General features: G+C 63.6%; 19 protein-coding genes and 1 pseudogene. 10 read left to right on the top strand and 10 right to left on the bottom strand.

The features are described 5' to 3' along the window. Positions 1-72 precede the first annotated feature (72 nt). A complete protein-coding gene (gene glgA, locus AB3L03_RS07680; protein ID WP_085352107.1) occupies positions 73-1,488 on the bottom strand; it encodes a glycogen synthase GlgA in 1,416 nt (471 codons plus the stop codon). Between the two features lie 195 nt (positions 1,489-1,683). Here glgA and AB3L03_RS07675 point away from each other — a divergent pair, with 195 nt between their 5' ends. The 3 genes and pseudogenes from AB3L03_RS07675 (at position 1,684) to AB3L03_RS07665 (ending at position 5,342) form a co-directional block, all read left to right on the top strand. Further along, positions 1,684-2,880 (top strand): CaiB/BaiF CoA-transferase family protein, encoded by a 1,197-nt coding sequence (locus AB3L03_RS07675; RefSeq protein WP_204510572.1) that lies wholly within the window; start codon positions 1,684-1,686, stop codon positions 2,878-2,880. A 184-nt stretch (positions 2,881-3,064) separates the two neighbouring features. Further along, on the top strand, positions 3,065-4,132 hold the full coding sequence (locus AB3L03_RS07670) for an alcohol dehydrogenase (RefSeq protein ID WP_204510573.1): 1,068 nt from the start codon (positions 3,065-3,067) through the stop codon (positions 4,130-4,132). Between the two features lie 131 nt (positions 4,133-4,263). Beyond that, a pseudogene (locus AB3L03_RS07665) lies at positions 4,264-5,342 on the top strand (isocitrate/isopropylmalate dehydrogenase family protein). Positions 5,343-5,374: 32 nt separating this feature from the next. Here AB3L03_RS07665 and AB3L03_RS07660 read toward each other — a convergent pair. The 5 genes from AB3L03_RS07660 to AB3L03_RS07640 all read right to left on the bottom strand — a co-directional run bounded on the left by AB3L03_RS07660 (position 5,375) and on the right by AB3L03_RS07640 (position 9,945). Continuing rightward, on the bottom strand, positions 5,375-5,659 hold the full coding sequence (locus AB3L03_RS07660; protein ID WP_085352111.1) for a hypothetical protein: 285 nt from the start codon (positions 5,657-5,659) through the stop codon (positions 5,375-5,377). Between the two features lie 180 nt (positions 5,660-5,839). Continuing rightward, positions 5,840-6,661 (bottom strand): enoyl-CoA hydratase, encoded by an 822-nt coding sequence (locus AB3L03_RS07655; protein ID WP_018457114.1) that lies wholly within the window; start codon positions 6,659-6,661, stop codon positions 5,840-5,842. Between the two features lie 111 nt (positions 6,662-6,772). Continuing rightward, on the bottom strand, positions 6,773-8,122 hold the full coding sequence (locus tag AB3L03_RS07650) for a murein L,D-transpeptidase (RefSeq protein ID WP_085352113.1): 1,350 nt from the start codon (positions 8,120-8,122) through the stop codon (positions 6,773-6,775). Between the two features lie 375 nt (positions 8,123-8,497). Beyond that, positions 8,498-8,869: a helix-turn-helix domain-containing protein gene (locus tag AB3L03_RS07645; RefSeq protein ID WP_026233304.1), complete on the bottom strand. Its 372-nt coding sequence runs from the start codon at positions 8,867-8,869 to the stop codon at positions 8,498-8,500. Positions 8,870-8,898: 29 nt separating this feature from the next. Next, positions 8,899-9,945, bottom strand: coding sequence for a LysR family transcriptional regulator (locus tag AB3L03_RS07640; protein WP_231188740.1), 1,047 nt, complete (start codon positions 9,943-9,945; stop codon positions 8,899-8,901). Positions 9,946-10,459: 514 nt separating this feature from the next. Here AB3L03_RS07640 and AB3L03_RS07635 point away from each other — a divergent pair. Beyond that, complete coding sequence (locus AB3L03_RS07635; protein WP_018457109.1) at positions 10,460-10,726, top strand: hypothetical protein; 267 nt, start codon at positions 10,460-10,462, stop codon at positions 10,724-10,726. Between the two features lie 206 nt (positions 10,727-10,932). Continuing rightward, positions 10,933-11,664 (top strand): cytochrome c biogenesis CcdA family protein, encoded by a 732-nt coding sequence (locus AB3L03_RS07630; RefSeq protein WP_204510575.1) that lies wholly within the window; start codon positions 10,933-10,935, stop codon positions 11,662-11,664. Here AB3L03_RS07630 and AB3L03_RS07625 read toward each other — a convergent pair. The 3 genes from AB3L03_RS07625 to AB3L03_RS07615 form a co-directional block, all read right to left on the bottom strand. Beyond that, complete coding sequence (locus AB3L03_RS07625) at positions 11,661-12,797, bottom strand: mandelate racemase/muconate lactonizing enzyme family protein (protein ID WP_368508396.1); 1,137 nt, start codon at positions 12,795-12,797, stop codon at positions 11,661-11,663. The two genes, AB3L03_RS07630 and AB3L03_RS07625, sit on opposite strands and share 4 nt — an antisense overlap. Positions 12,798-12,810: 13 nt before the next feature. Continuing rightward, positions 12,811-14,268, bottom strand: coding sequence for a sensor histidine kinase (locus AB3L03_RS07620; RefSeq protein WP_368509019.1), 1,458 nt, complete (start codon positions 14,266-14,268; stop codon positions 12,811-12,813). Between the two features lie 347 nt (positions 14,269-14,615). Next, a complete protein-coding gene (locus AB3L03_RS07615) occupies positions 14,616-14,960 on the bottom strand; it encodes a DUF1236 domain-containing protein (RefSeq protein ID WP_018457104.1) in 345 nt (114 codons plus the stop codon). Between the two features lie 137 nt (positions 14,961-15,097). Between AB3L03_RS07615 and AB3L03_RS07610 the strand changes: the two genes are divergently transcribed. The 4 genes from AB3L03_RS07610 to AB3L03_RS07595 all read left to right on the top strand — a co-directional run bounded on the left by AB3L03_RS07610 (position 15,098) and on the right by AB3L03_RS07595 (position 18,620). Continuing rightward, positions 15,098-15,331, top strand: a complete 234-nt coding sequence (locus AB3L03_RS07610; RefSeq protein WP_026233301.1) for a hypothetical protein — start codon at positions 15,098-15,100, stop codon at positions 15,329-15,331. Between the two features lie 374 nt (positions 15,332-15,705). Then, positions 15,706-16,704, top strand: a complete 999-nt coding sequence (locus AB3L03_RS07605; RefSeq protein WP_018457102.1) for a TRAP transporter substrate-binding protein — start codon at positions 15,706-15,708, stop codon at positions 16,702-16,704. A gap of 84 nt (positions 16,705-16,788) precedes the next feature. Continuing rightward, positions 16,789-17,304 carry a TRAP transporter small permease gene (locus tag AB3L03_RS07600; RefSeq protein ID WP_368508395.1) on the top strand — a complete coding sequence of 172 codons (516 nt, stop codon included), beginning with the start codon at positions 16,789-16,791 and terminating at the stop codon, positions 17,302-17,304. Then, positions 17,301-18,620 carry a TRAP transporter large permease gene (locus AB3L03_RS07595; RefSeq protein WP_018457100.1) on the top strand — a complete coding sequence of 440 codons (1,320 nt, stop codon included), beginning with the start codon at positions 17,301-17,303 and terminating at the stop codon, positions 18,618-18,620. The genes AB3L03_RS07600 and AB3L03_RS07595 overlap by 4 nt, the downstream gene beginning before the upstream one ends. Before the next feature lie 49 nt (positions 18,621-18,669). Here the strand turns inward: AB3L03_RS07595 and AB3L03_RS07590 are convergent, their stop codons facing one another. Further along, positions 18,670-19,944, bottom strand: a complete 1,275-nt coding sequence (locus AB3L03_RS07590; RefSeq protein WP_018457099.1) for a serine hydrolase — start codon at positions 19,942-19,944, stop codon at positions 18,670-18,672. A 170-nt stretch (positions 19,945-20,114) separates the two neighbouring features. Between AB3L03_RS07590 and AB3L03_RS07585 the strand changes: the two genes are divergently transcribed. After that, positions 20,115-21,032: an intradiol ring-cleavage dioxygenase gene (locus tag AB3L03_RS07585; RefSeq protein WP_204510580.1), complete on the top strand. Its 918-nt coding sequence runs from the start codon at positions 20,115-20,117 to the stop codon at positions 21,030-21,032. Positions 21,033-21,051 lie beyond the last annotated feature (19 nt).

Raw genomic sequence — 21,051 nt, 5'->3', positions numbered from 1 at the left:
CAATCCAGGCTGCTGCCACGGAAACAGTCTGGATTGCTTCGCTACGCTCGCAATGACGAGGACACGCAGGCCTCACACCGCCGCCAGCTTCCGGTACAGCGCGTTGTAGCTGCCGGCCGGGATGCTCCAGGAGAACGACCGTCCCATCGCACTGCGACGCATGGTGTCGAGCTGGTCCTGCGCCATGAAGGCGGAGAACGCACGGCGGACGCCGCCGAGGAAGGATTCATGCGAAGGTTTTGAGAACAGGAAGCCGGTTTCGCCGTCGGTAATGGTCTCGGCGAGGCCGCCGGTCTGGTGGCCGATCGGCAGCGAGCCGAAGCGCTGGGCGTACATCTGGCTGAGCCCGCAGGGCTCGAAGCGTGACGGCATCAATGTGAAGTCGCTACCGGCGAAGATGCGGCGCGCCTGGGCCTCGTTGAAGCCGATCACGACCCCGATCGCGTCAGGCCGCCGGCGATGCGCGTCGATTAGCGCCTGCTCGAGCGCCGGCTCGCCGGAGCCGGTGACCACGATCTGCCCGCCGGCATCGACGATCTCGTCGGCCGCCGCCAGCACGAGGTCGATGCCCTTCTGGTGCACGAGGCGGGCGACGATGCCGAACATCGGGCCGCGCGACACCGCAAGCCCGAACTGCTTGCGCACGTAATCCGCATTGGCCTTCTTGCCGACCCAGTCGCCGGCGCCGAACTGCTGGGCAAGCTGGGCGCAGGAACGCGGGTCCCAGCTCTCGTCGATGCCGTTGAGGATGCCGGTGAGCTCGGCCGCGTCGGAGCGGACTCGAAGCAGGCCTTCGAGACCGCAGCCGAATTCATCCGTGGTGATCTCCCGCGCATAGGTGCCGCTGACTGTGGTGAGATGCGAGGCGTAGACCAGCCCGGCCTTGAGGAAGGAGAGCTGGTCGTAGAACTCGACGCCGTCGATGTGGAAGGAGCTCTCCGGCGCGCCGATCCGCCGCAGCGAGTCCTTCGGGAAGAGGCCCTGATAGGCGAGGTTGTGAATGGTCAGGATCGACGGCAGCTTGGAGCCGCGCCAGGCGAGGTAGGCCGGCACGAGCGAAGCCTGCCAGTCATTGGCGTGGATCAGGTCTGCTGCCCAATCCTTGTCCAGCGTGCCCATCGCCAGCTCAGCGGCGGCCGAGGCAAAGCGCGCGAAACGGATGTCGTTATCGGGCCAGTCGCGCCCGGACTCGTCGCCATAGGGGTTGCCGGGCCGGTCGTAGAGTTGCGAGCACAACAGCACATAGACCGGCAGGCCGTCCTTGGTCGCGGCGCGGCCGAGCGAGCAGGCCGGCATCTCCGCGAACGCCGGACAGCGGCCAACGACCTGAATATGCGTGAGTTGTTCGATGATGTCGCGATAGCCGGGCAACATGATCCGGATGTCGGCGAAAGGACGAAGGGCTCGGGGGAGTGCAGCGGAAACGGCTCCAAGTCCGCCGACGCGGACAAAGTCGTCCATTTCTGTCGTAACGAACAAGACCCTCAAGAACTGCTGCCCTCTGCCGGAGCCCGATTGCTGCTATGCAAGAACGGGTCCAGTTGCCCTGGAATTCCCAAACCCGCCCGCGAGACGTGTCTGTTCGGTAAAGACTTTCCTACTCAGCGGCCGCCCTCTAGGGTCGGCGCACCAACAACAGAGAACTTCGATAAGTTCCTAAGTGACTCAAGGACGCAAGCAGGCATGCAGCTATCAGATAAGCATGAGGGGACCACGCCAAAGGCCTTCGCCGGCCTTAGGGTCCTGGATTTTTCGACCACCATCGCCGGTCCCCATTGTGCGCGGATGCTCGCCGACATGGGCGCCGAGGTCATCAAGATCGAGACCGACGGCGGCGAGACGATGCGGACCCGGCCGCCGCTGCGCAAGGGCTGCAGCACCGTGTTCGGCCAGCTCAACGTCGGCAAGAAGAGCGTCGTGCTCGACCTCAAGTCCGAGGACGGCAAGGAGGCGGTCCGCCGGCTGGCCGCGACTGCCGACATCCTGGTCGAGAACTTCCGCCCGGGCGTGATGCATCGGCTGCGGCTCGACTATGACAGAATACGCACGGTCAACCCGAAGTTGATCTACTGCTCGATCTCCGGCTACGGCCAGAGCGGCCCGTCGGCCGAGCTGCCGGCCTATGCGCCGGTGATCCATGCAGCCTCGGGCTACGACATGGCGCATCTCGCCTATCAGCCCGGCCGCAGCCGCCCGGATTATTGCGGCATCTACCATGCCGACGTCGTCACCGGCACCTACGGGTTCGGCGCGATCGCGTCGGCGCTCTACCAGCGCACCCTGACTGGGCTCGGCCAGCATATCGACGTTTCCATGCTGGAATCGATGCTGACGCTGACATTGATCGAGTTGCAGAACTCGCAGTTCACCGTGAAGCCGCCGCCGCGCCCGATGTTCGGGCCGACCGAGACGGCGAGCGGTTATGTCATGATCACGGTTGCCAGCGAGAAGACGTTTCAGGGACTGATGGGAGTGATCGGCCGCCCCGAATGGATCTCCGATCCGCGCTTCTCCACCTACGCCGCGCGTCGCGATCATTGGGCCGACTTGATGGACGGTGTCGAGGCCTGGTCGCGGCAGCTCTCGACCGATGTCTGTCTTGTCGCGTTAGGTGCGGCCGGCGTGCCGGCCTCGGCCTACCGCACTGTGTCCGAAGCACTGGCCGATCCGCAGCTCGCGCACCGAGAGGCGCTCTCGTCTGTCGAGGATGAAGGCGGCTCGTTCCAGGTCCTCAATCTGCCGTTCCGGATGACCGGTGCTGATACAACACCGGGCAAGACGATGGCCGTTCTTGGCGAGCACACGGACGGACTGCGCGCGGAGATCGGGCTCACCGACAATGCGCCAATTCCGTCAGGCAAAACAGCCGTGCAAGGCTGAGGGCAAGGCTGACGGCAAGTCTCACGGGAAGTCTGACGGATACCACGCTGTGGCAAGCAATGCGGCGTTGCGCGTGGCCGGCTTGCCATCATCCGTCAGCCTAAATTAGACAGGTCCGAGTTTGTCTCGTCCTGCCGCCCATGCCATGGTGGCGACGATAAGAAAAATATCCGGGAGGACGCCAATGAAAAGTTTCAAGGTCGCCGATTTCAAGGCGCCGCTGCAGGAGTTCGACGAGGCCACGCCGCAACCGTCCGGCACGCAGGTGCTGATCAAGGTGAAGGCGGCCGGCGTCTGCCATAGCGACCTTCACATTTGGGAAGGTGGCTACGATCTCGGCCACGGCCGCAAGCCGCTCTCGCTGAAGGATCGCGGCATCAACCTGCCGCTGACCATGGGGCACGAGACGGTCGGCGAGGTGCTCGCCTTCGGCCCGGACGTGAAGTCGTCGGACCAGGGCGACGTGAAGATCGGCGATGTCGGGCTGGTCTATCCCTGGATCGGTTGCGGCAAATGCGCGACCTGTCTCGCCGGTGACGAGAACATGTGCCTGACGCCGCGCTCGCTCGGCGTCTATTGCGCCGGCGGCTATTCCGACCACATGCTGGTGCCGCATCCGCGCTATTTGCTCAACCTCAAAGGCCTCGATCCCGCGTCAGCTGCACCCTACGCCTGCTCGGGCGTCACGACCTACAGCGCGCTGAAGAAGCTCGAGCAGCACTTCGACACGCCGATCGTGATGTTCGGCGCCGGCGGACTTGGCCTGATGGCACTGTCGCTGCTGAAGGCGATGGGCGGCAAGGGCGCGATCATGGTCGACATCGACGCGAAGAAACGCGAAGCGGCGGAGCAAGCCGGCGCGCTCGCGACCGTCGATCCCAAGGCGGCCGACGCGCTGGAGCAGCTTGCCAAGAAAGCCGGTGGTCCCATCCGCGCCGTGCTCGATCTCGTCGGAAACGCCGCCACCACGCAACTCGGCTTCGACTGCCTGACCAAGGGCGGCAAGCTCGTCCTCGTCGGCCTGTTCGGCGGCGGTGCGACCTGGGCGCTGCCGCTGATTCCGATCAAGGCGGTGACGATCCAGGGCAGCTATGTCGGCAATTTGCGCGAGACGCAGGAGCTGCTCGACCTGGTGCGAGCGAAGAACATAGCGCCGATCCCCGTGACGCGGCAGCCGCTCGCCAAGGCCAACGACGCGCTGGTGCAGCTGCAGCAGGGCGCGGTGGTTGGCCGCACGGTGCTGACGCCGTAACCAACGCTCCATCCTCCGTCATTGCGAGGAGCGAAGCGACGAAGCAATCCAGAGTGTTTCCGCAGATGCAGTTCTGGATTGCTTCGCTTCGCTCGCAATGACGATTTAGCTCGCTCCTCCTGAGGCTTCCCATGTCCGCAAATAATGCCTTCCACATTGCCGTGCTTGCCGGTGACGGCATCGGTCCCGAAGTCATGGCGCCGGCCATCGAAGTCCTGCGCAAGATCGAGACGAAATCCGGCCTGAGCTTTCGCTTCACCGAGGGCCGGCGGGCGCCAATCATTATCTCGCCGCCGGCAAGTCGATGCCGGACACCACCATCAAGCTGTGCGAGGAGGCGGACGCGATCCTGCTCGGCGCCTGCGGCCTGCCGTCGGTGCGCTATCCTGACAACACCGAGATCGCGCCGCAGATCGAGCTGCGCTTCATCTTCGATCTCTATGCCGGTGTGCGCCCGGCGCGGCTCATTCCGGGCGTGCCGAGCCCGATCGTCGGCGCCGACCAGCGCGGCATCGATCTCGTCGTGATCAGGGAGTCCACCGAAGGCCTGTTCGCCTCGATGGGCAAGGGCGTCGTCACCCATGAGGAGGCGCGCGAAACCATGGTGATCACGCGCAAGACGTCCGAGCGCCTGTTCGAGTTCTCGTTTCGCCTCGCCGAGCGGCGCAAGGCGCGCGGCAAGCCCGGCGCGCTGGCCTGCGTCGACAAGGCGAACGTGTTCAAGGCCTTTGCGTTCTTCCGCGGCATCTTCGACGAGATCGCCAAGCGTCATCCGGAGGTGAAGACCGACCGGCTCTATGTCGATGCTTGCTCAGCGATGCTGGTGAAGCGTCCTTGGGATTTCGACGTGATGGTGATGGAGAACATGTTCGGAGACATCGTCTCCGACATCACCGCGAGCCTGATCGGCGGCCTCGGCATGGCGCCCTCGGCCGACATCGGCGACAAATATGCCGCGTTCCAGCCTTGCCACGGCACCGCGCCCGACATCATGGGGCAGGGCAAGGCCAATCCCACCGGGATGATCTTGTCGGCTGCAATGATGCTGGACTGGCTCGCCGACAAGCACGGTGTCGAGGGCGCCGCCGAGGCCTGCGAGCAAATCGAGCGCGCTGTGGACAAGGTCTACGCCGGCGGCCTCAAGCCGATGGAGTTCGGCGGCAGCAACGGTACCGCCGACATTACGAAGGCGGTACTTGCGGCGCTGTAGTCAAGGAAGAGGGCCTCGCGGCCCCTCGAAATTCACCAGCGACGCCAGTGGCGGTGGCCGCCCCAGCCCCACGGACGGCCGCCGTAGAAGCGTCGCGGGCCGCCGTAAAAACCGTAGGCGCCGTAATAATTCGGACGCCAGAAGCAGCGACCCCAGGGGTTGCAGACCCAGCGCACCTGATCGACGTCGGCTGCCGGGCCGCTCGCGATACGGTCGGCCTGCGGAATGCCGTTCGGCATCGCTGCGAGTGCCTGTCCTGATGCGAGAGCGGCGCCGCCCAGGGCAGCCAGACCAACAACAGCAAATTTCAGTTTCATCGCAATCTCCCTCGTTTGATGGCGAGAGAACTTCCAGCAAATCAGCTGGTTGCTATGGTGTTGCGGGGCCGTGGGAATTTAATCTTCCTGAATGCATGTTCAGTTTGCCCGCCGTCATCGCGAAGAGCCAAGCAGGCAGAGGCACTCTGGATTGTTTCATTTTGCTCGCTGGCGACGGAATCACTGTCCCTGGAACTGCGGCTTGCGCTTCTCCATGAAGGCCTGCCGGCCCTCGCGAAAATCCACGCTGTCCATACAGGCCGTGCCGACCGCCCTGATCGCGTCCATGTCGCGCGCGCTTTCGTCCTTCAACACTTGCGCGATGGTGAGCTTGGCGGCCTTGATCGCGAGCGGCGCATTTTGCGAGATCGTCTCGGCGATGGCCATGGTCTCGCCCCAGAGCTGATCCTCCGGAAGCACGCGCTCGACCAACCCGATGCGCAGCGCTTCCGACGCATCGATGCGCATGCCCGTATACATCAGGAGCCGTGCCCAGGACGGGCCAACCAGCGACACCAAGTGCCGCAAGCCGTCATAGCCATAAGCGATGCCGAGCTTCGCCGCGGGAATGCCGAACTGGCTGCCATGGGAGGCGATGCGGATGTCGGCGAGCATCGCCACCTGCATGCCGCCGCCGAGACAAAAACCCTGGATGCAGGCAATCGTTGGCTTGGGATAATCGGCGAGCAGCGCGCGCTGGGCGGCGCTGCGTTTTGCGTATTCCTCGGAAGCGGCGGCGTTATGGCGCGTCTTCTCGAACTGGCTGATGTCGGCGCCCGACACGAATGCCTTGCCACCGCCGCCGCGCAGGATCACGACGCGCACGGCAGCGTCATCGCGTAAGGCGGTCAGCGCCTCGCCAAATCCCTCCCACATCTCCAGCGACATCGCGTTGCGCTTGTCGGGATTGTTGAACGTGATCACGCCGACGCCACTGGCTGTGTGCTTGAGGATCTTGCCGTCGGCGTAGGGAATTTCGGTCGTGCTGGACATGTCGGACATCGCGGGCGCTTTCGTTGGCGAGGCGCAATGTTCGGCCGGGGCGAGGCCAGGGTCAACCGCGACAACGGACCTGGCTTTGCAGCCGCCTGTGCCGCGATTGCATGGCGCGATCTATCTGGTCATGTGCGCGGTCAGCGGGTGGCTGCCGGCATTGCTGAAGAAGGCCGCCTCTTCGGCGGTCGCCTCCAGCAACTGCTCGTCCTGGTGATAGACGTCGTTGCGGAACTGGACGGTCTGGTCCTTGGTCATCCACGCCGTGAGGTAGATCCAGGCCACCGGCACCTTCTTCGCCATGGCGACGTCGAGATGCTGGCCGCTGGCGATCTCCGCGTCGATCGCGGCGCGGCTCCATTTCGGCTGGTCCTTCAGCAGCCAGGCGGCGAGATCGCGCACATTGTCGACGCGCGAGCAGCCGTGGGAATCGAAGCGGTAATCATCGCTGAACAGATTGCGCTGGTTGGTGTCGTGCATGTAGACCGAATAGGAATTCGGCATGTCGATCTTGACCGCGCCGAGCGCGTTGAACGTGCCGTTGTGCTGGCGCACGGTGAAATTCGGCGTATGGGTGCCCGACCAGTCAACCGAATTCGGGTCGATCGGATTGTCGTGGGCGTCGAGCACCTCCATGTGCATGCGCGACAGATAGCTGGGATCCTTGCGCATATGCGCGGAGATCTCGGTCTTGGCGATCGAGGAGGGCACCGTCCAGGTCGGATTGAGGACGACGCTGCTGATCTGGGCCGTCAGCGTCGGCGAGGGCTTTTCGGTCTTGCCGACGATCACGCGATAGCGCCTTACCACGACGTCGTTCTCGACCGCTTCGGCAAAGGCGGCGGGGATGTTGACCACGACATAGCGCTGGCCGAAGCCGAAATTCATGTTCTCGAGCCGCTGCAGCGAAGCCTCCAGCTGCCGGATGCGCTTCTGCACCGGCACGTTCATCGCCGCGATCGTGCGCGGCGTCATCGTTCCGGTCGGCGCGAGGCCGTGGCGGGCCTGGAAGCGTTTCACGGCGTCGGCGAGATCCTGGTCGAGGGCGCCGCTCGCCTTGTCGGCGGAAAGATCGCCGGAGACGATCAGCCGTTTGCGCAGGAGATCGTCATTGGCGCCCTGGGCGCCGGGCGCGAATTTGGCGTCCGCCGGGATCGTCGGCCAGCCGCCGCGCACGGCCAGATCGGAATAGCTCAGCGCCGCATCCTTGATGCGCTGGGCGGAGCCTTCGTCATAGGTCGGCTCATGCGTCAGCGCGAGCGCTGCGGCCGAACGGCTCTCCGCCGTAGATGCGGCCGCCGGCGCGGCGGTTTTCGGTGCGGCTGCGTGGGCCGGATTGGCGATGGCCGGCACCGTGCCAGCCGCAGTCGCCGGCTTGGGCCCGGCCTGTCCAATGGTCTCGGTCTGAGCAAGCGCAGAGGCGCTCGCAAGCATGCCGACGGCAATGATTATCGCATGGCGCTTCGACATGTGTCCCATCTTCCCTATGAGAGCGAGGCACGGACAGGCGCTCGCATCGGCAATTCCCGGTTCGTCGGGCTGATTCGAGAAATCGGCGGGAGGCTAGCGCCTCCCGGTTGCGGCTCCCTTAAGCACGGCGCATCGCGAGCCCCATGCGCAAGGCACGCGGTCTCTGGATTGGGTCGCGAGAGGGCCGGAATGGGTTCGCGCAAACCGCGGGCGACGGCGGGAAAAATGGTCAACAAAAAGGGGCGGTCATGCCGCCCCGAGAAGTCCGCGCGAGCGCGCGGCCGGAGATATCTCGTCCGGATCTCGTCCAATCCAGCCGCGCCCCGTGGCGCGGCGGATTGAACATCGGGCAGAAAGGCACGAATGCCGATCGGCTCAGGCTTCGTTCGCCGCGATCGATTCCATCAGCGAGACGAGCTGACGCTGCACCGTCTGGTCCTTGATCTTGCTGTAGGCGCGCAGCAGGCGGAGGCTGAAGGCCGAGTCCAGGAAGAGCAGGCTCTCGACTTCGCGCGCCTTGTTGTCGCCGTCATAGAAGAAGGTCACGGGCACATCGAGGGCGGTGGCGATCTGCTGAAGCCGGGCCGCGCCGACGCGATTGACGCCCTTCTCGTACTTCTGGACCTGCTGGAAACTGACGCCGAGCTTCTCGCCGAGCTCGGCCTGCGAGACCTTCATCTCGACGCGCCGTAGACGGATTCGCTTGCCCAGCTCAATGTCCGGCTTGCCGGCACTGCGCTGCTTCATTCTCTTCGCCGCTGTCTTCATCTTTTTTCTCATCGGTCTTCGGTTGAAAACCCCCCGAAGAGCTGGGTCAGGGGTTCGCCCATATACTCGTCCTTGAATTCATGCGGGTGCACGAACTCTTCCTTAAACCACGGGAAACGCGCCGGATTGAAGGCTTCGATCAGCCAGTCAATCATGTGTCGTACGCGCGGAATCCGGCCGCTACCGGGATGGTAGGACAACCAGATATCCAGCGGTCTGTTCAGCTCGACCTCCAGTGGAATCAACTTCCCGCCAAGCGCAATGGCGTAGCTCGGAAACACGCCGATTCCGGCGCCATTCGCGACCGCCCAGTAGTTGGCGCTCGAGACGTTGGTCTTCATGACCAGAAGGTCACGTTCCGGAACGCCGGGGAAGAAGCTCTCGAAAGTTTGCTTGGCAGCAAGCTGGTCGGCGAACTGCAGCACCAGGCGGTGCTTGATCAACTCCATCGCCGAGCGCGGCGCGCCATGTTTCGAAATGTATTTCTCGGAGGCCCAGAACATCAGATGCATGCGGCCGAGCCGCACCAGCTTGACGTCGAGCGCCGAAGGCCGCGACAGGTGAATGGCGACGTCGGCCTCATGGCGGGAGACGTCGGCCGAACGCATCGCGCAATGCAGATCGACCAGGATCTTCGGATAGGTCTGCTGGAATTCGACCAGTCGCGGGGCGAGCCAGAATGTGCCAAGTCCCTCGGTGACGGCGACGCGGACCTCGCCGGACAGGGCGTTCGCCGTCGAATCGCTGGTGCGCAGCACGTCGAAGGCAGCCGCCTCCATTTGCTCGACGGCGGAGACCACCAGCGCGCCTTCGTCGGTCAGACGGGTGCCGTGGACGTCGCGGGTGAACAACGTGGTGCCGGTCTGGCGTTCGAAATCATCGATCCGGCGGCGAACGGCGTTGATCGACAGCGACAGGCGCTCGGCCGCCGAGCGGAAACTTCCGCATCGGACAACTTCCAGGAAAATGCGCGCCGCATCCCAGTCCGAGAGGCCGCTGACGTTTGTCTTTGGGCGTTCCTCCAGAGGAACGCCCCTTTCCGCCAAGGAGTGCATACAAGTCCCTTCGGGTCGCTAAACTGGCAGAATCTCGGGAAAACCACAACCACGGCGGGTTGGGGAACGACGAGTTTTGAACGTCATCCTTACTACGCCGCAGGTGGTATTCGGGTGCTGCCAAGCCTAGGAACAAGGGCTAGGAATCGGGCAAACCATCGCCCGTATGAGGGGTGTGGCGTGAGTTCCGTTGTGAGCCGTGACTTGCCTGCGGGATTGTCGGCATTGTCCGCAATGAACGTCCTTGCGCGAGAGCAGGTGCCTTCCGCGATGGATCAATTGCAGCACGCCAGGCGTTTTACGAGCGAGCGTTTTACGATCGAGCGCTTTACGACTGAGCGTTTCGACGGCCGGCGGCGCGACGCGATACGCGCCGGAACCGCGGTTTCAAGGCAGAAACACACTGAAATCATGTTCGGGGGCGTAGCGGCCTCGTGTTATCCTCGACGCTCCATGGGGGCCAAAGGGGTCGTCACAACCACGTCTCACAGGCCGAATTAGCGGAAAGAACGCCGTGTCGCATTCAGACGAACAGTTGCAGTCGGTGCTGGAAACGCTCGAAGAGTGCCGCAGGGTGCTCAACGAGAGCAATAGCCGTGAGTCGGCCGAGCTGCTGTCCATTGTCATCCTGGACGTGCGGATGAAGCTCAAAGGAATTGACAGTGCCGATCTCAAGGCACTGTGCGACGAAATGCTGCGGACGGCCACGAGCGAACCGCAGCCCCCTTCCAAGCAGACGCAGGACCAGCCCCGGCGTCCGCTGCTCCGCGTGGTGAAGTAGCCGCGCCGCCGAGTTTCGCTTTTTGGCGAGATTTGTGCGTGTCCCGGTGCCGCATCTGTGATCACAGACGGCATCGGGAGGAGCCCTGGTTTTGTGCGCCTCTGTTGCGCATTCGCTGGCATCGGCTACACCAGAGCCGGTTCGGCTCCGGGCCGCGCGCATTCCCCGCGCGCCGCATCGGCGCCAGAGATGGTTCCGACTGCATCATGCAAAATGTTTCGATCCCGGCGGCGCTGATTGCCGGCCTCGTCAGCTTCCTCTCCCCGTGCGTCCTGCCGCTGGTCCCGCCCTACCTGATCTATCTGACGGGCGCGACGATCGAGCATGTCGAAAGCGAAGAGCCCGCATCGGCCTCCAAACGCGCCATCATGATGTCGGCACTCCTGTTCGTGCTCGGCTTCTCCACGGTGTTCGTGGCGCTCGGCGCCAGCGCCTCGCTGATCGGGGCGCTGATCCGGGCCTGGTCGGCCGAACTCTCGATCCTCGCCGGCATCGTCATCATCGTCATGGGCCTGCACTTCCTCGGCCTGACGCGCATCGGCCTGTTGATGCGCGAGGGACGCTTGACCGCGCCCAAGCCCGTCGGCCTCTGGGGCGCTTATGTGATGGGGCTGGCCTTTGCCTTTGGCTGGACACCCTGTATCGGCCCGATCCTCGCCGCGATCCTCTCGGTCGCCGCCGCCGAAGCGACAGTGACGAGAGGCGCCGGCCTGCTCGCGGTCTATTCGGCCGGGCTCGGCATTCCCTTCCTGATCGCTGCCCTGATGATCGAGCAGTTTTCCACCCTGTTCGCGCGCATGAAGGGCCATCTCGTCAATGTCGAGCGTGCCATGGGCGTCCTGATGGTGATCACCGGTATTGGATTCCTCACCGGCGCGGTCTCGAACGTGAGCATCTGGCTGCTGGAGACGTTTCCGACGTTGCAGACGATCGGTTAGGCCTCCGCATCAAAGCGCGCTAGCGCGGCGCGGTCGATCTCGATACCGAGGCCCGGCCCCTCGGGCACCCGCACGACGCCGCTCGCATGCTCGATCGGCTCCTGCAAAATCGCCTGCCGGATCGGATGTTCAGTGCGGTCGAATTCCAGCATCGGCTCGAGCGGTGACAGCGAAGTCGGCGTTTGCGAGGGCAGCACCGCGAGGAGCTGGAGCGAGGCGGCGATCGCAATCCCGGTGCCCCAGACGTGCGGATTGTAGCGGATGCCGAACGCCTCGCTCATGTCGGCGATCTTCTTGCATTCGGAGAGACCACCTGCCGCGCAGGTGTCGGGCTGGGCGATGTCAAGTGCGTGCGAGACGAACAACTCGCGGAAGCCGAAGCGCGTGAATTCGCACTCGCCGCCGGCGACCGGAATCGTAAGCGCGGATTTCACCGCGTGATAGCCCGCGATGTCCTCCGGCGGCACCGGCTCCTCGAACCATCCGATGTCATGGCGCTCGATCAGGCGGCCGAGCCGGATCGCCGCGACCGCGTCATAGGCGTGGTTCGCATCGACCATCAGCGCGACATCGGGGCCGATCGCCTCGCGCACCGCGCGGGTGACCGCGGCATCCTCCGCGATGCCGAAACCGACCTTCAGCTTCACGGCGCGGAATCCTTCGGCGGCATAACCCGCCGCTTCCTCCGCCAGATAGTTCAGCGGATCGCCTGACTTGCGCCGGTAGAGACCGGTCGCATAGGCCGCAACCTGCTTGCGCGCGCCGCCGCCGAGAAGCTGATGCACGGGTACGCCGAAATGCTTGCCCTTGATGTCCCATAGCGCGATGTCGATGCCGCTCATCCCCTGGATCACGACGCCCTTCTGGCCGTGATCCCGCAGGCGCGCATAGACCATCTGCCACAGCACGTCGGTGCGCAACGGATCCTCGCCGATCAGCCACGGAGCGATACTCTGCACCACTGCCGCCGTGATGCGCGCCGGGCCGTAGCATTCACCCCATCCGACAAGACCATTGTCAGTCTCGATCTCGACCAGCATTGCGGTGCGCGTGTCGTACCAGGCGCGCGAATAGGCAAAGGGCTGCGACAGCTTTGCTTCGAGAATGTGCGTGCGAACCCTAGTGATCTTCATTGCCGGCCTCCGTTCATCGCGCCTCGTCCAGCGCGCAAATCACCGTGCAGACCACGCCGCGGGGCAGGAAGTCGACCGTTGCCTCGCCGCCGAGCTGGTCGCGCGCGCTGCGCTCGATCAGGCGCGAGCCGAAGCCGCGTTGCACCGGCGCCGTCACCGGCGGTCCGCCGATCTCGGTCCAGATCAGGCGCAGCCGCGGCTTCGGCGCATCGGCGACGACCTGCCACTCCAGCGTCACCCGGCCGGTCTCGTTGGATAGCGCGCCGTATTTCGCCGCGTTGGTGGCGATCTCGTGCACGATCATCGACAGCACCACGGCGAGCCGCGGCGACAGCGGCACCGCGGGTCCGGCCATGCGGATGCGCTCCGGATTATTCAGCAGGAACGGCTGGAGCGCGCGGGCGATCACGTCCCGCAGCTCGGAGCCCGCCCATTTCTCCTGGCTGAGCAAATTATGCGCCTCGGCCAGCGCGCCGAGCCGGCCCTCGAATTTTACCCGCTCGTCCCGGCTGGCGCTGCGGAAGGTCTGCACCGCGATCGCCTGCATCAACGCGAGCGTGTTCTTGACGCGATGGTTGAGCTCGTCGATCAGGAGATCGTGCAGCATCTCGCCGCGCGCGATCGTGGTCGCCATCCGGACCGCGAAGGTCAGGCCGGTCAGCAGCAGGACGCCGCCGATAAAACTGGTGATCGCGATGTTGCGCCAGAGCGGAGCGATTAGCGAGCTCTCGGCGACGCCGGCCACGATGGTCCAGCCGGTCAGCCGCGACCTCGTATAGACGGTGGACAACGCGACGCCGTCGAGCGAAACCGTCGAGAGTGCGGCTTCCGGCGTGCGCAACATACTCTCGTACAGTGCGCCGGTAGCCCGTTTGCCAAAGATCTCCGTAGGGTTCGGCGTGCGCGCGAACACGATAGCCTTGGTGTCGAGCAGGGAGACCGTCCAATCCCGGTCGGGCCGTTGCTTTTCCACCAGGTCCTGAAAGGTGCTGACCGGCGGGCTGAAGCAGAGGTCGTAGATCACTTCGCCGTCGCGGAGCACCGGAACCTCGACCGTAAGCACCTGCCGGCCGTTGATCGCGCCGGTGAACAGGTCGGAATATTGCGGCGACCTGGTCGCAAACACCTTCTCGATGATCTCAAGATGACCGCGTGGCGGCAGGCTTGCGGTGTCCTCGGTCGCGGAGGAAAACAACAGCCGGCCCTTGCGATCGGAGATCAGCACGAGGCCGCCTTTGCCGTACTGGTCGACGAAGCCGAGCGCGATGCGGCGGAAGCTCTGGAAGTCGTCGTTGCGCAGCGAATTCGTCAGTGCAAGCACCTGCAGGCCGCCGGTCATCCGCTGCACCTCGGAGTCCAGCACGAGGCGCATGCTGCGCACATTCTCCAGCACGCGGCGGGTCGCGTCGTTGCGGTCCTGTTTGTAATTGTAGACGGCAATGCCGACCGCGAAGACGATCAGCGGCAACATCGTTCCCGTCACCAGAAGAGCGAGCCGGACCGGCAAAGTGAGCTTTGACAAACGCGGGCGTCCCGGTTCCAGCGCAGGGGAGCGCCGGATTTATGATTTTGGGAGACCATAGGGGCGGGATTTGCGCTACGCCAATAATTTTTGCGTTCGGACGCGCCGCCCAGGAAGAAGATTTTGCAGCGCCGTCCGCGGCTGCGCCTCCAGCTCATGCTGATTGCGGTCAGTAGGAGACACATGGCGTACACGGCCGCCAGGCTGAGCCCGGCGATCCGGGCCTCTCGATGCGATTTCATAATGTCAACTCCCAGAGAGGGAGGCCGCCTCAAGGCGGCCCCCTTACACCTGGATCAATCAATTTCCTGAACGACCGTGCGCGTACCGGGATCGACGAGCATCACGCGATCGCCGGAGTAGACGTAGCGATACTTCGTCAGCGACGGACCCCAGTCTGCGGGAACGGCCTCAAGCTCGACGTCGCTCGGCACCGCCGCACCGACAACGATCTTTTCCTTCGTGGTCACCGGGCGAATGCGATGCTCGGTGACGTAGGATTTGATCTTGGTTCGGTACTGCGGCTCGATCTGGACGGCCGCCGCGTGGCCCGTCCCGGTCGTCGTCACGACGGTCGATTGCGCGAAAGCACCGGTCGACATCAGGACCGCCGCGGCGGAAAGCAGGAACAACTTCTTCATCTCGTTCTCCTCGTTTGAACATGCGCCGCAACAACCCCTCATTGCGGACAGCGTTCCCGGCTCAGGGAACTAATTGCCGCTTTTTCCCGTTTGTAGATGACCGGGCTGACGGCTCGGGCTCTGGAGGAGGACTACAAATGAAGTTGAAGATAGTAACTGCAGCATTGATGCTTTCCGCAATATCCCTGCCGGCGTTCGCGGCCGACGAGTTCTATGTCGTGCAGGACGTCAAGACGAAGAAGTGCACAATCGTCGACAAGAAGCCGACGGACACGTCCATGACCGTCGTCAGCCCATCGGGCGCGATCTACAAATCGCGCACCGAAGCTGAAGCCGGCATGAAGACCGTCAAGGTCTGCACGTCCAACTGAGGAGGATGACAAATGCCAGTTCTGATTCTCTGGGCCGTGCCGGCCGTGCTGGTGATCGGCGGCGGCATCTATCTGATCGGCCACATGCACTAAGCGGCAGTGGAAGGCGGGTCTGTGCGTGCAGCGCACGGGCCCGCACGCCGTCTGTCTGCTAAGAGAGGCTGCTCCCCTCGGCCTGCCACGCACCGGCAGGAGCGCAAGTTGCAGTGCAGCAGTTCGCGAAAGGGGTGGCCCTGCGACGAAGAGGGCCTCCCGCGCGCGTGAAATGACTTCCGTCCCGCCGAGGTTTTCCATACGCTTCCCACTCGCAAGCCGCATACCGGCTGCGCTCACGGCCCGGCGACAGGGCCGGAGCATCAAAAGGAGGGGAGACGATGAAGCGAAGATCATTTCTCGCTGGGCTCGGCGCGACCACTGCGGCGGCTGCGATGGGCATGCCGTCAATCGTCAGGGCACAGTCGCCGATCACATTGAACGGCGCGGTCCAGTTCAACGACGACCACGCCTTCAACCGGGCCCTGCTCCGGTTCGAAGAGCTGGTCAAGAAGTACTACGGCAAGCCCGTCAACTTCACACTGCACAGGAATTCCTCGCTTGGCCTCGAAAAGCAATATTTCGAGTACATGTCGCAGGGCAAAGCCGTCGATTACGGCATCGTCTCGCCGGCTCACATGTCGACCTTCGCCAAGGCGGCCCCGTTCATCGACGCGCCCTTCGTGTTCAAGGGCATCGACCACATGAACAAGGTCGTCGAAGCCAATATCCTGGCGCCGATCGCCGACGAAGTCGCGTCCAAGGCCGAGGTCGTTCTGATCGGCTATTCCGGCGGTGGCATCCGCAATATCTTCGCCAACAAGCCGCTCAAGACTCTCGCCGACCTTAGGGGACTCAAGGTGCGCGTACAGGGCGCGCCGATCTGGTCGAAGACCTTTGCGGCCGTGGGCATGAGCCCGACGGTGATCGCCTACAACGAAATCTACAACGCGATCCAGAACGGCGTGATTGCGGCCGGCGAGAACGAGGCGGCCGGCGTCGAGGCGATGAAGTTCTACGAAGTGGCTCCGCATCTCAACCTGACCCAACACGCCGTGTCGATCCGGCCGATCTGCTTCTCGGTGAAGACGCTAAAGACCTTGCCGAAGGAGTTGCAGGACGCGATCATGAAGGCCGGCAAGGAGGCCGGCGACTACGGCCGACAACTGGAGTCGAGTGAAGAAGTCGTCAAGCTCGACACGCTGGAGAAGGCCGGGAAGCTCAAGCGCGTTCCCTTCGAAGAACGGGACGCCATGAAGAAGCTCGCCGATCCCGTGATGGCCACCTACGCCAAGGAAATTGGCGCGGAAGGCATTTTCGAGAAGATCAACGTCGTCTGAAAACTGTCGCCGCCCACGCGACAGGACGTCGGGGCAAGCCAGACGGCTTGCCCCATTGCGTGATTGTGATCCCCCGGAGTCGTGATGACTGAAATATCGATGCCACCGAACCCGTCGCCATGGCGCCGAGCAACGGCGGCCTATGCAAAACTGCTGGAAATCCTGCTCGCCACCTCCGTCGGTATGCTGGTCATTCCGGTCACGTTGCAGATCATCTCGCGCTACACGCCTTTGATTCCGTCCTACATCTGGACCGAGGAGATGGCGCGGTTCATGTTCATCTGGACGATCATGATTGGCGCCATGGTCGGCATCAGAGAGTCGCAGCATTTTGAAGTCGACATCTGGCCTGACCTGTCACGCCGAAGCGAAGCCATGGTCCGGATTCTCGCGCGGCTCGGCGTGCTGGCGCTGGCACTGGTGTTCGTAACCGCCGGAATCGAGTTCACCCGCTTTGCCTGGAACAGAACTTCGGAGCTGGCCGATCTGCCGCTTTGGCTGATCCACGTCGCCTGGCCGATTTCCGGCGTGACCTGGATCGTGTTCGCCGGTGAACAGATCGTCGACGAGATGCGGATTTTGTTTGGGGCAAATCAATGAGCGGCAATGTTCTTTCTGCCGGGCAGGCCGCAATGGTCCTGTTCGGTACTTTCGTTGGCCTGCTCATCATCCGCGTCCCGGTCGCCTTCGCGCTTGGCCTTGCCTGCGTGCCGATCCTGCTGATCGAGCCGCATCTGTCGCTGATGACGCTCGCGCAGGAAACCTTCAACGCCTACAATTCATTCATCCTGCTAGCGGTCCCGTTCTTCCTGCTCACCGCCAATCTGATGAGCATCGGCGGCATCACCGACCGGCTGGTCGCGCTGTCCCGCTCGATGGTCGGGCACTGGCCGGGGTCGCTGGCGCAGATCAACGTGGTGCTGTCGGTGTTCTTTGCCGGCATCTCCGGATCCTCCACCGCGGACGCGGCGAGCCAGTCCAAGATATTCATCGATGCCCAGACCAAGGAGGGCTACGACCTCTCGTTCTCGATCGCCATCACCGCGGTCTCGGCCGTGCTCGCCGTCATCATCCCACCCTCGATCCTGATGATCGTGTGGGGCGGACTGATCTCGACCTCGATCGCCGCGATGTACCTCGCAGGCATCGTGCCGGGATTGCTAATCGCGGGCGCGCAGATGGCAACAGTGCATATCTATGCCGTGCGCCGGGGCTATCCGACCTATCCGAAGGACACCTGGAGGGAGATGTGCTGCGCCATCTGGCGCTCGATACCGGCGCTGATGACGCCGTTCATCATTGTCGGCGGCATCCTGCTGGGGTGGTTCACCGCGACCGAATCCGCCTGCGTCGCAGTGCTCTATTCCGTGGCGCTGTCGACGTTCTTCTACCGTGAAACCGGCGCGCGCGAACTCTACAAGGCGCTGCTCGATACCGGGCGCCTTGCCGGCGTGGCGCTGTTCTGCGTGGGTACCGCGAGCGCGTTCGGCTGGCTGCTGGCCTATTACAGGATTCCGCAGGAACTGCTGGCTAACGTCTCGACCTGGGGCATGGGCGCGATCGGGGCCGGCTTCTTCATCGCGTTCTGCTTTCTGGTGGTGGGCTGCTTCCTCGACGCCATTCCGGCGATCATCATCGTCGGCACCGTTCTCGAACCGCTGGCGAAATCGGTCGACCTTCATCCGGTGCAGTTTGCGATCATCTCGATCGTCTCGCTCGCCTTCGGATTGGTGACGCCGCCTTATGGCCTCTGCTTGATGATCGCCTGCTCGATCGCCGGGGTACGGCTGCGCTATGCGCTTAAGGACACGGTGATCATGCTGATCCCCATGCTGCTCGTGCTGGCGGCGCTCATTATTTGGCCCAGCGTTTCCCTGTTCCTGCCGCGCCTGATCGTGCCGGAGATGTTGAAATGAGCGGGGCTTGATCCCGCGGCTCTGATGCCGCGGGATCGGTGCATTTTTCTCAGAGATTGCTCTCGGTGATCGCAGCGTAGACCATGCTGCGCAGCTCGCGCCGGAGCGGGTAGGCGCTCGACGGCAGCACCTGCGTCATGAAGATGGTGATCAATTCTTCGGCCGGGTCGATCCAGAACGACGTCGTGGCCGCGCCGCCCCAATTGTATTCACCGGGGCTGCCGGCGACCAGCGTCTCGGCCGGGCGCATCGTCACGGCGAAGCCGAGGCCGAAGCCGATGCCGTTGTAGGCGGCTTCCGCGAACAGCGAGCGCGACACTTCCGGCAGCGAGCGTCCACCCGGAATGTGGTTGGTCGTCATAAGCGCCAGCGTCTTCGGCCCGATCAACCTGACGCCGCCGAGTTCGCCGCCATTGAGCAGCGCACGGCAGAAGGTGAGATAGTCGGCCGTCGTCGAGCACAGCCCGCCGCCGCCCGAAATCAGGGACGGCGGTGACAGGAACGAACTCTTGGTTGGATCATCCTGCAACGTCAGGCCCTCGCGGCGCTGGCCGGCATGGAAGGTCATGCCGCCACCCGGGTCGGCCGAGTAACAGGCAGCGAACCGGTGGGCCTTGGAAGCCGGCACGTGGAAATCAGTGTCGGTCATGCCGAGTGGATCGAGAATGCGCTGTTTCAGGAACTGCTCGAACGGTATGCCGGAGATCTTGCCAATGAGGTAGCCGAGCACGTCGGTCGAAACCGAGTAATTCCAGGCCTCGCCCGGCGAGAACTCCAGCGGGATTTTTGCAAGGCTCTCGATCATGGTCTGGAGCGTGCCGGATTTCTCGACCTCGCCGATCTTTTCGGCGCGGTAGGCGGCATCGACGTTCGAGCGCTGCTGGAAGCCGTAGGTGAGGCCGGAGGTGTGGCGCAGGAGGTCGACGATCAGCATCGGCCGCGACGGCGGCCGGGTCAGGAAGGAAGGCGCAGTGCCGGCGACGAACACGCCGAGATCCTTCCATTCCGGAATGTACTTGGCGACCGGCTCATCGATGGCGACGAGGCCTTGCTCGACCAGCATCATGAAGGCGACGCTGGTGAGCGGCTTCGTCATGGAATAGATGCGGTAGATGGTGTCATCCTTGACGGGCAGCTTGCGTTCGACGTCGGCAAAACCCTGCACCGAGCTGTGGGCGATCTTGCCACGGCGATAGACCAGGAGATGCGTGCCCGGGAAGCGACCGGCATCGATGTACCGGCTCTTCAGATGCGCATCGACACGGTCGAGCGCGGCCTTGGACATGCCCACGGATTCGGGCGAGGCGGGGGTGGGGGCGAGCATCAGTTCCTCCGAAAGTTTTGTCCGCCGTTGATAGCCGAAAAGGCGGTCTTATTCCAACCCGGTCGCGCTTAACGCCGGCCGGCTGTTTGGTGTAGGCTTCACTTTGGAACGCCTCCAAGCAGCCCAAAAAGATCCCCAACGGGCCAATGAGAAAACGCAGGCAAACGACCATGACCCAGTTCAACGAAACCGAACTCACCGAAGCCGTCGTCCGGAGCTTTGACCAGACACCTGACCCGCGCGCGAAATTCCTGCTCCAGGAATTGGTGAAGTCGCTGCACGATTACGTGAGCAAGACCGGCCTCACTTTCGCGGAATGGGAATACGCCATCGATTTCCTGACCCGCACCGGCCAGAAATGCACGGACACACGACAGGAATTCATCCTGCTGTCCGACGTGCTCGGCGTCTCCATGCTGGTCGACGCGGTCAACCATCGCGAGCGCGAGGGCGCCACCCAGACCACCGTGCTCGGGCCGTTCTATGTCGGCGAGCACAAGGTGACCGCGCACGGAACCGACATCTCTCCGAACAATCAAACCGGCGAACGGATGTTCGTGCAGAGCCGTGTCACCGATCTCGACGGCAAGCCGCTCGCGAATGTCCCCGTCGACGTCTGGCACGCTGACGATGACGGCTTCTATGACTCGCAGAAGCCGAACTATGACGAGGTCGGTGCCTCGGCGCGGGCGCGCTTCATCACCGACAGCGATGGCCGCTTCTTCTTCCGCACCATCTTGCCGTGCAGCTACCCGATCCCGACCGACGGCCCGGTCGGCGAGATGATCGTGCAGACCAACCGTCACCCGATGCGCCCGGCGCATGTGCACTTCCTGGTCAATGCCAAGGGCTACGAGCCGCTGATCACCCACGTCTTCATGGACGGCGACAAATATCTGGATTCCGACGTGGTGTTCGGCGTGAAGGACGACCTCGTCGCCAAGGTCGAGCCGCGCAACGATCTCGAGCTGCCCGACGGCAGCAAGGCGAACGGGCGATGGCACCTGATGACCTACGAATTCCACCTCAAGCCCGGCGGCGGCATGGCGCCGAAGCCGCTGGGGACGAAGGCGGAGGAGCACGCCTGACCGTCAGGCGCGAGCAGCG

This window comes from Bradyrhizobium lupini (assembly GCF_040939785.1).
GTDB lineage: Bacteria > Pseudomonadota > Alphaproteobacteria > Rhizobiales > Xanthobacteraceae > Bradyrhizobium > Bradyrhizobium canariense_D.
The sequence above is the reverse complement of the archived record's forward strand: the minus strand, read 5'-3'. Positions and strand labels throughout refer to the sequence as shown.